The organism is Pseudomonas atagonensis (assembly GCF_011369485.1).
Lineage (GTDB): Bacteria > Pseudomonadota > Gammaproteobacteria > Pseudomonadales > Pseudomonadaceae > Aquipseudomonas > Aquipseudomonas atagonensis.
This window is the reverse complement of the sequence record NZ_VXCA01000012.1, coordinates 283,666-291,820: the sequence shown is the minus strand read 5'-3', so window position 1 is coordinate 291,820 and position 8,155 is coordinate 283,666. Positions and strand designations below refer to the sequence as shown.

The 8,155-nt window shown below is 58.3% G+C and carries 6 protein-coding genes and 1 pseudogene; 1 reads left to right on the top strand and 6 read right to left on the bottom strand.

What is annotated here, in order from left to right; translation table 11 throughout:
* A pseudogene (locus F2P67_RS27750) lies at positions 1-143 on the bottom strand (type VI secretion system tip protein TssI/VgrG); the annotation flags it as partial.
* Between the two features lie 375 nt (positions 144-518).
* On the opposite strand from F2P67_RS27750, the gene F2P67_RS09310 reads away from it, so the two are divergent.
* Positions 519-1,820 (top strand): OprD family porin, encoded by a 1,302-nt coding sequence (locus tag F2P67_RS09310; protein WP_166219677.1) that lies wholly within the window; start codon positions 519-521, stop codon positions 1,818-1,820.
* A 36-nt stretch (positions 1,821-1,856) separates the two neighbouring features.
* Here the strand turns inward: F2P67_RS09310 and F2P67_RS09305 are convergent, their stop codons facing one another.
* The 5 genes from F2P67_RS09305 to F2P67_RS09285 all read right to left on the bottom strand — a co-directional run bounded on the left by F2P67_RS09305 (position 1,857) and on the right by F2P67_RS09285 (position 8,144).
* Positions 1,857-3,062 carry a hypothetical protein gene (locus F2P67_RS09305; protein ID WP_166219675.1) on the bottom strand — a complete coding sequence of 402 codons (1,206 nt, stop codon included), beginning with the start codon at positions 3,060-3,062 and terminating at the stop codon, positions 1,857-1,859.
* 178 nt (positions 3,063-3,240) lie between these two features.
* Complete coding sequence (locus F2P67_RS09300; protein ID WP_166219673.1) at positions 3,241-3,861, bottom strand: transglycosylase SLT domain-containing protein; 621 nt, start codon at positions 3,859-3,861, stop codon at positions 3,241-3,243.
* A 45-nt stretch (positions 3,862-3,906) separates the two neighbouring features.
* Positions 3,907-4,845 (bottom strand): carbohydrate kinase family protein, encoded by a 939-nt coding sequence (locus tag F2P67_RS09295; protein WP_166219671.1) that lies wholly within the window; start codon positions 4,843-4,845, stop codon positions 3,907-3,909.
* A 13-nt stretch (positions 4,846-4,858) separates the two neighbouring features.
* On the bottom strand, positions 4,859-6,352 hold the full coding sequence (gene xylB / locus F2P67_RS09290) for a xylulokinase (protein ID WP_166219668.1): 1,494 nt from the start codon (positions 6,350-6,352) through the stop codon (positions 4,859-4,861).
* 319 nt (positions 6,353-6,671) lie between these two features.
* Positions 6,672-8,144: a mannitol dehydrogenase family protein gene (locus F2P67_RS09285; protein ID WP_166219666.1), complete on the bottom strand. Its 1,473-nt coding sequence runs from the start codon at positions 8,142-8,144 to the stop codon at positions 6,672-6,674.
* Positions 8,145-8,155: the final 11 nt, after the last annotated feature.

Below are 8,155 nucleotides of genomic sequence, written 5' to 3'. Positions count from 1 at the left end.
AGATCGGGGCGGGCGCTGACGAGTTCGAGGTCGAAACGGAAGGGCTCGTTGAGGGCTTCACGACCGGTGAAGCTGAGCACTTGCAGGTCGGCGTTGGCGCCTTCGAGCGTCAGGGTAATGTGGGTAGCGTTGGCGTCCAGCATGCCTTGGTTTCCGTCCTTTGGATAAGCAGGGGACGGATGATGGAGGATTAAACCGCCCCGTTCAAGGCGCAAATGCCGTAGGCGCGGGCCTTGCGAACCATGGGGGAAACCCTTAGATGTGCCTCTTGGCCCAATGAAATCGGGCTTTTCGCGCAAAGAGCGGGCAGCGTCCAGGCGGATTCGGCGGCGCAGCCCCTGAAGAATTGCCAGTCAGTTTCAGACTAAAGTCGCCTGTAGCACGTCAAAGCCATCTGCCATCATTGCGCCTCACCCCTGCGTGTCCACTTCCTCCCGGCTCATTGACGAACCGGGACGGCAGCTATTTTTCTGGCTGACTGCGCCCCGGCGCAAACGCTGTAATGTCTGGAGTTTTCAATGCGTCCCCCATTTCCCCTCATCACCCCGCGCCAGTCGTTTGGCTTAGGAGCCGTTGTGCTGTGCGCCGGTTTTACCGCACAGGTTCAGGCCAGCGGTTTTTTCGAAGACACCACGGCGAAGATCGAATCGCGCACGGTGTACTTCAACCGCGATTTCCGTGATGGGCACACCGCCAACGAGCAGGGCGCATCGAAGCGTGAAGAGTCGGCGCAAGGTTTCATTCTCAATCTGCAATCGGGCTACACCGAAGGCACAGTCGGTTTCGGCATTGATGCGCTGGGCATGCTCGGCTTGCAGCTCGATTCCAGCGCTGATCGCAGCAACAGCGGTTTGCTGCCGTCCAGCGGGCAGGATCCGCGTGGTTCGAAAGGCCAATACGCAAAAATGGGCCTCACCGCCAAAGTGAAGTTGTCCGATACAGTGTTGAAGTACGGCGCGCTGCTGCCGGATCTGCCGTTGCTCAAGTACAACGACGGTCGTCTGCTGCCGACGATGTTCAACGGTGCGATGCTGACGTCAAAGGACGTGAAAGACCTGACCTTTATGGCCGCGCGTCTGGACAAATACACCGCCCGGGATTCCACCGACTCCCAGGACATCCGCGTGCATTGCAAGAACAAGCGCTACGCGTGCAACACCACGGCCGACCATTTCGACATGTACGGCTTCGATTACAAGATCAACGATCGCCTGACCGCGCAGTATCACTACGCCGAACTTGAAGACATTTATCGCCAACACTTCGTCGGTTTATTGGCCAATCAGAAGGTGGGCTACGGTGTGCTGAAAGCCGATCTGCGCGTACTGAAAAGTGCTGACAGTGGCGATGCGAAGGCCGGTTCCATCGACAACCGCGCATTGAGCGGCATGTTGTCGTACGCCATCAGCGGCCACACCTTCAGTGGTGGCTGGCAGCGCATGAACGGCGACAACTCGATGCCGTATCTGGATGGCAGCAATCCGTACCTGGTCAACTACGTGCAGGTCAACGACTTCGCGGCGGCGCAGGAGCGCTCGTGGCAACTGCGTTACGACTACGACTTCAAAGCTATCGGCATCAATGGCCTGAGCTTCCTGACCCGTTACGTCAACGGTGACCACATCAAGGTCTTGGGCAGTGATCAGGAAGGTAAAGAGTGGGAGCGCGACAGCGAGTTGAAGTACGTGATCCAGACCGGCACGTTCAAGGACGTGAGCCTGCGCCTGCGTAATGCGACCTACCGGTCGAACTACGAGAAATTCGCCCGTGATGTGGATGAGACCCGGCTGATCGTGAGTTACAACTTTTCGGTGTTGTAACGAGCCAGGGACAAGGCAAACCTTGGCCCCTTCAGCTCAGTACAGCTCACTCAAGAACGCTCGCGATTCAGCATTTGCATCTGGTTTCGAATATCCGACGACCTTGTTACCTGTAGCCGTTAACGATTTCCCCTGATTAATAGTCCCCTCTGCAGCGTTAATGCTGATGAAGCGTTCGTTGAATGGTGCCGGTTTTCTTGGTTCCCATGTCTGTACAGTAATGGGTTTTGATGAGTCATTGGTCGAACACGTTACTAAAACAATGTCCCTGGATTGGGCTAGGGCATTGGCGTGACAAATGTTGAATTCGGTCGGAGGCAGTAATGGCTCGTATGCGTTGAAAGGCACCGACCAGTAGGCATTGAATGTCCGGCGAGAGGTTGTTTCACTGATAATCATGGACCCATTGTCATTGAAGAATACCGCTTCAGTGGGCAGGTTTTTTTCATGCTTGAGCGTTTGCGGTTCCGCTTGTATTTGTGGCCAGAACGTTGCAACCGTGGTCTTATCGGTCAAGTGGCAGGTACCCGCTACTTGGTTAAGTCTATTAATACCAATGAGTTGGCAATAATCGGCGGTGGCTGGCAGCTTCAGTAGCTCCATGACGTAATTGGAACCATTGAATGTTGCGACTTTGGCGATAGAGGATCCCCGGGTAGAGGGGCAGTTGAGCGCCAAAGTGGGGAGAGTATAGGAAGGCGAGTCGACGATAGAGGCTGCTCGGCAATTGTCGTTGCGATCGGAAACTTGTACCGGGTCACCCTTTTTCGCGGAAGGCCATACAACAGCGGTATGACCTGTAGGCGAAATACTTTGCCCGGTCACGTTGCCGAAAAATGTCGCTGTACCCAGTTCTGTTCCCGTGTCAGAGGCCAGAGGCTTGAGAGGTTGTGGATCAATGTCGGGGGCAGAAGTGCGCCAAGTTACTGAAACCGGCCCAGCTGCCGTGCTGCATGTTCCTGTCACCAGGTTGTAGGCCATTGAGCCACTTTTGCAGGAATTTCCATCCTGCGGGGGCTTAAGGTGGGATAGTTTCTTCGAGTCGATATTTAGAAGCCAGGCCTTGTTGACGCCCTTGAGAGTGCAGTTGACCGAGACATAGCTGTTGGACACCTCGGTTGCCGCGCAATCCCCCTCTTCGGGGCCTACCGACTGGGGCTGTGCTCCTTGTGCGTTGCTCACCAATGCAATCACGGGCAATAGGGCAGCAGTTTTTACAAGCCGTTTCAAGAGCAGACTCATAGCATTTCCTTCCATGTTAGCGCTCAAAAGCTGATCGTCGATCAGTTCCTGTCTTCAATACACACCAAAAAAAACCCACTGCCTAGCTGTCAACTCTGACAGCTAGGCAGTGGGTTTTTTTTGGTGTAAAGGCGCTGCCTTGGTGCGACCGAGCAGTCGGTGCCAGTTGAGTCTGCAGTTACAACCAATGCCAGAACCGGCTCCAGAACCCGCGATTCAGATCATCCTTGCACCCGGCATATTGCTGGGCGTAGAGGTCGGAACGGTTTTGCACTTTGCGCGCTGTCGGCATCAGCCACGCTTTACTGGCGTAGGTCTTGTTGCGGAACCCGCCCCAGCCTTCGTGGTAGTTGAGGTATTGGTTGTAGGCGTCGTACTTGTACACGCCGTTGATCGAGGTGGTTTTGTCCATGTACCAGCCAACGAAGTCGATGGCGTCGTCGAAATCTTCGCGGTCGGCGCCGTGGCGGCCGGTGCTTTTCTGGTAGTCGGACCAGACTTCGTCCTTGGCCTGGGCGTAGCCCGACGCGGTGGTCACGCGGCCCCACGGAATCACCCAAAGCAGGTATTTGCGTGGGGTTTTGGCGTCGTAACGGTAGCCGGACTCCTGATACATGATCGCGAACGGCACCTGAATCGGCACGCCCCAGCGCTTCTGCGTGACTTGCGCAGCGTCGTACCAGTCGCTTTTTTCGCGGAAGATGTCGCAGAGGTTTTCCGGCGAACGGGGCGGCGAGGTGCCGCAACCCGTCAACAGCGCTGCCAGTGTCAGTAGTCCAAGCGTTTGCCCGTAATTCAAAAGCGGTTATCCCGTCATGCGCAAAAAGGCCGACAGTCTACGCGCTCAACTCAATTGGTGACGATAGGGCAAATCCGGACCGGTTTTGCTGCAGGTCAGCGCGGCCGCTCGTACGGCAAATGTGAGCATCGCGTCGATCTGCTCACGAGCGAGTTGGCGGACACCTTCAACCGAATCCAGACCTTGCTCGGTCAGCCAGGTGATCAACGCTGCCTGGAAGGTATCGCCAGCGCCAACGGTGTCGGCGATTTTCACCGCACTGGCCGGCACCGACCAGGAACCATGTGCGCGGCTGAACACGGTTGCACCTTCGCCGCCACGGGTTAGGAATACCAACTGGCAACGGTGCTCCAGCCAATCTTCGATGACGTGCTGCGGATCTTGCTCGGGGTACAGCAGGCTCAAGTCTTCGTCGCTGACTTTGATCATGTCGGCCAGTTGCACCAGCGTGGCTATGCGTGCGCGCCACAGATCGATATTCGGCTCGGGATTGAGGCGCACGTTTGGGTCGAGGGTGATCAGGCGCTTGCCGCTCTCGCGTTGCACCAGCGCCAGCAAGGTGTCGGCAATCGGCTGCACCACCAGCGAAAACGAACCAATGTGCAGGCCTCGAACCTCCGCGCCCAGCGCGGGCAAATGGGCCAGGCTCAGCTGCCGGTCCGCGCAACCTTCACCGCGAAAGCTGTAGTGCGGTGAGCCATTGGCGCCGACCGCGACCATTGCCAGTGTGGTCGGTGCGGCGAAGTCCACCAGATAGTCCGGGCGCACGCCCTCTGCCTGCAGCACTTGTTGCAAGCGTCGGCCGAGGTAGTCGGTCGACAGGCCGCCAAACAACGCCGAGTCCACGCCCAACCGGCGCAACCCCACGGCGACGTTGAACGGCGAACCGCCGGCAATCGCCTTGAAATTCACTTTCGAGGCCAGACCGCTGGCATCGTCTTCGCTGAAGAAATCGAACAGGGCTTCGCCACACACCAAATACATAATTGTTTGCTCTTTATAGGGTTGCGACATGCTGTTGATAGCGTTCATAAGCCTGCTGGAACGCCGCGACATTGGCGGCAACCGGCAGGGTTTCACTGGCCAGATCAAGTTTCACGCAGCGTTCGCAAAGATCGGCCAGCGTGTCTTCGTGGCCGTTCGACCATGATTTGCACCACGCGGCCTGAATCGCCGCGCCAAGAGCAGCGGCTTCACTTTGTTCGGTACAGATCACCGGGGTGTTCATGATGTCGGCAACGATCTGCCGCCACACCGCGCTTTTCGAGCCGCCGCCGATCAGGCAAATGCTGCGGCTTTGTAAACCATTCTGACGCAGCAAATCCAGTCCGTAACGCAGGCCGAAGGTTGTGCCTTCGACGGCCGCGCGGCATAGGTTGGCCTGGGTCAGGTTATTCAGGGTCAAGCCGTGCAGGCTGCCCGTGGCATGGGGCAGGGCGGGGACGCGTTCGCCATTGAAGAACGGCAACAGGCTGACGCCTTCGGCGCCAATCGGTGCTTGCGCGACGAGGTCGTTGAATTGTTCGAGATTGAGGTCGAACAGTTCGCGAATCGCGCCCGTGGCGTTGGTCAGATTCATCGTGCAGATCAGTGGCAGCCAGCCACCACTGGAGGAACAGAATGTCGCGACCGACGCATCCGGGCTGACTTTTGGCGCTTCGGCGTAGGCGTACACCGTGCCGGAGGAACCCAGGCTCATGGTGATCGCACCGGGCCGAATATTGCCGGTGCCGATGGCGCCCATCATGTTGTCGCCGCCACCGCTGGAGACCAGCGCGTTTGGGTTGAGGCCGAGGTGTTCGGCAAGCGCCGGAAGGATCGTGCCCACCGCTTGATGGGCGTCGATCAATTCAGGCAGCGCCGCTTGCAGACGACCACTGGCGTCGATGTCGCGCAGCAGTTGTAAATCCCACTGGCGGCTGCGCACGTTGAAGTAGCCGGTGCCGGAGGCGTCACCGTATTCGCTGCAGGCGCGGCCGGTGAGCCAATAGTTGAGGTAGTCGTGAGGCAGCAGAATGCGTGCGATGCGTGAAAAGACTTCGGGGTGCTGTTCTTGGGTCCAGAGCAGTTTGGACACGGTGTAACCCGGGGCGATGACCACGCCGAGCCGTTCGAGCGAGCCTTTTTCGCCGCCCAGATGCTTGAGCAAACGGTCGTTTTCGTCAGCGGTTTCGGTGTCGCACCAGAGCTTGGCCGGGCGCAGAACCTGGCCTTGATCGTCGAGCAGCACCAGCCCGTGTTGCTGGCCGGAGACGCCGATGCCGAGGATCGATTGACCGTCAATATTTGCCGCTTGCAGCGCTTGGCGGGTGGCGAGGGCGAAGGCGTCCTGCCATTGCCGGGTGTCTTGCTCGCGACGACCGTTGGCAGCGCTGATCATCGTGTGGGCGGCGGCGCCCTGGCCGAGCACCTGACCGCTGTCGGCATCGAGGATGATGGCTTTGGTGCCTTGGGTACCGCAGTCGATGCCGAGGAAGAGTTGTTGGGTCATGTGTGAACCAGTCAGTTGCGCTAAAGATCAAGAGCCACCCCCTCACCCCAGCCCTCTCCCCCAAGGGGGAGAGGGGGAAAGGGAGCAGATTTGTATAGGTTTCAATTCCTGAGTTTGACTCCGGACTCTCAGTTCGGTGTAGCTCAAATAAGCACCTCGGTCAGTCCCCTCTCCCCCAAGGGGGAGAGGGGGAAAGGGAGCAGATTTGTGTAGGTTTCAATTCCTGAGTTCGACTCCGGACTCTCAGTTCGGTGTAGCTCAAATAAGCACCTCACCCTAGCCCTCTCCCTCAGGGAGAGGGCTAGGGTGAGGGGGCTTTTCAGGCCAACACCTGTTCCAAAGTCCGCGTCACGCCTTCTTCACGCAAGCTCTTCAGGCACCAGTCAAACGCCGCGACAAACTCGTTAGAACGCGGTATTGCCACACCGAAAATCTCCTCAACCCCCAGCAACCGCTCAGTGATCAACGCATCATCCGCCACCAGCGCCTGACAAAACGTCGCCCGTGGATCGGGAATCGAATAGGTATCGCCATTCTCGTCCACGCCCTTCAAATACAAGGCCCAGGCCGCCACCACCAACGCCGCGCGCTTAGTCTCGCGCCCATCAGCAATCAACCGGTTGATCGTCGGAATGGTGAACTTGGGAAATTTCGACGAGCCATCCGAACACACCCGCTCCAGTTGATCAGCAATCGCCTGATTGGAAAACCGCGCCACCAGGGTGTCTTTGTACTCGGTCAGATCGATGCCCGGCACCGGCGCCAGTTGCGGGGTCACGTCGAAATCCATGTAGGCGCGCATGTAATGCACGAACAACGGGTCGTTCATGGTTTCGTGAACGAAGCGATAGCCCTTCAAAAATCCCAAATAGGTCAGCGCCAGATGGCTGCCGTTGAGCAGTTTGATTTTCATCTCTTCGTACGGCGAAACGTCGTCGGTGAACTGCACACCGACCTTTTCCCAGGCCGGGCGTCCATTGACGAATTTGTCCTCCAGCACCCATTGCACAAACGGTTCGCAGACCACTGGCCAGGCATCGTCCACCGCGTGTTTGTCGGCCAGTTGCAGGCGATGCGCAGTGCTGGTCATCGGCGTGATGCGGTCGACCATGGCATTGGGGAAACTGACGTTGGCGTCGATCCAGTCACGCAGATTGGCATCGCGCAACGCGGCGAAGGCGAGCAGCGCCTTGCGGGTCACGGCGCCGTTATGGGGCAGGTTATCGCAGGACATCAAGGTGAATGCCGGCGTGCCCGCGCCCCGGCGTTTGGCCAGGGCTGCGCAAAGGAAGCCGAACACGGTTTTCGGCGCCTGCGGGTTGGCCAGATCGTGCTGAATCTGTGGCAGATGCGCCATGAATTCGCCGTTGCTGTCGTCGATGCAATAACCGCCCTCGGTGATGGTCAACGAAACGATGCGGATCTGTGGATCGGCGAGTTTATCGATCAGCGCCTGCGCACCGTCCTCGGCCAGCAGCATGTCGCGAATCGCGCCGATCACGCGCACTTCGGTGTCGTCGCTGTCACCGAGTTCGAACAGGGTGAACAGGTAATCCTGCTCCTTGAGATCGTCACGGGCGCGGCGGTCTTCGGCGCGCAGGCCGACGCCGCAAATCGCCCAGTCCAGCGCTTCGCCGGTGTTCATCAAGGCATCAGTGTAATAGGCCTGATGCGCGCGATGAAAACCGCCGACACCAATGTGCGCAATGCCCTGGCGAGTGTCGCGGAGGCTGTAGGCCGGCAGCTTCACTTCAACGGCGAGGCGGTTGAGGTTCTGTTTGTTGAGTTTCATTGGGCAAGTCT

Coding starts and splice junctions, on each gene's coding strand:
- F2P67_RS09305 (WP_166219675.1), bottom strand. CDS start 3,062: ATGAGTCTGCTCTTGAAACGGCTTGTAAAAACTGCTGCCCTATTGCCC.
- F2P67_RS09295 (WP_166219671.1), bottom strand. CDS start 4,845: ATGTATTTGGTGTGTGGCGAAGCCCTGTTCGATTTCTTCAGCGAAGAC.
- F2P67_RS09285 (WP_166219666.1), bottom strand. CDS start 8,144: ATGAAACTCAACAAACAGAACCTCAACCGCCTCGCCGTTGAAGTGAAG.
- xylB (WP_166219668.1), bottom strand. CDS start 6,352: ATGACCCAACAACTCTTCCTCGGCATCGACTGCGGTACCCAAGGCACC.
- F2P67_RS09310 (WP_166219677.1), top strand. CDS start 519: ATGCGTCCCCCATTTCCCCTCATCACCCCGCGCCAGTCGTTTGGCTTA.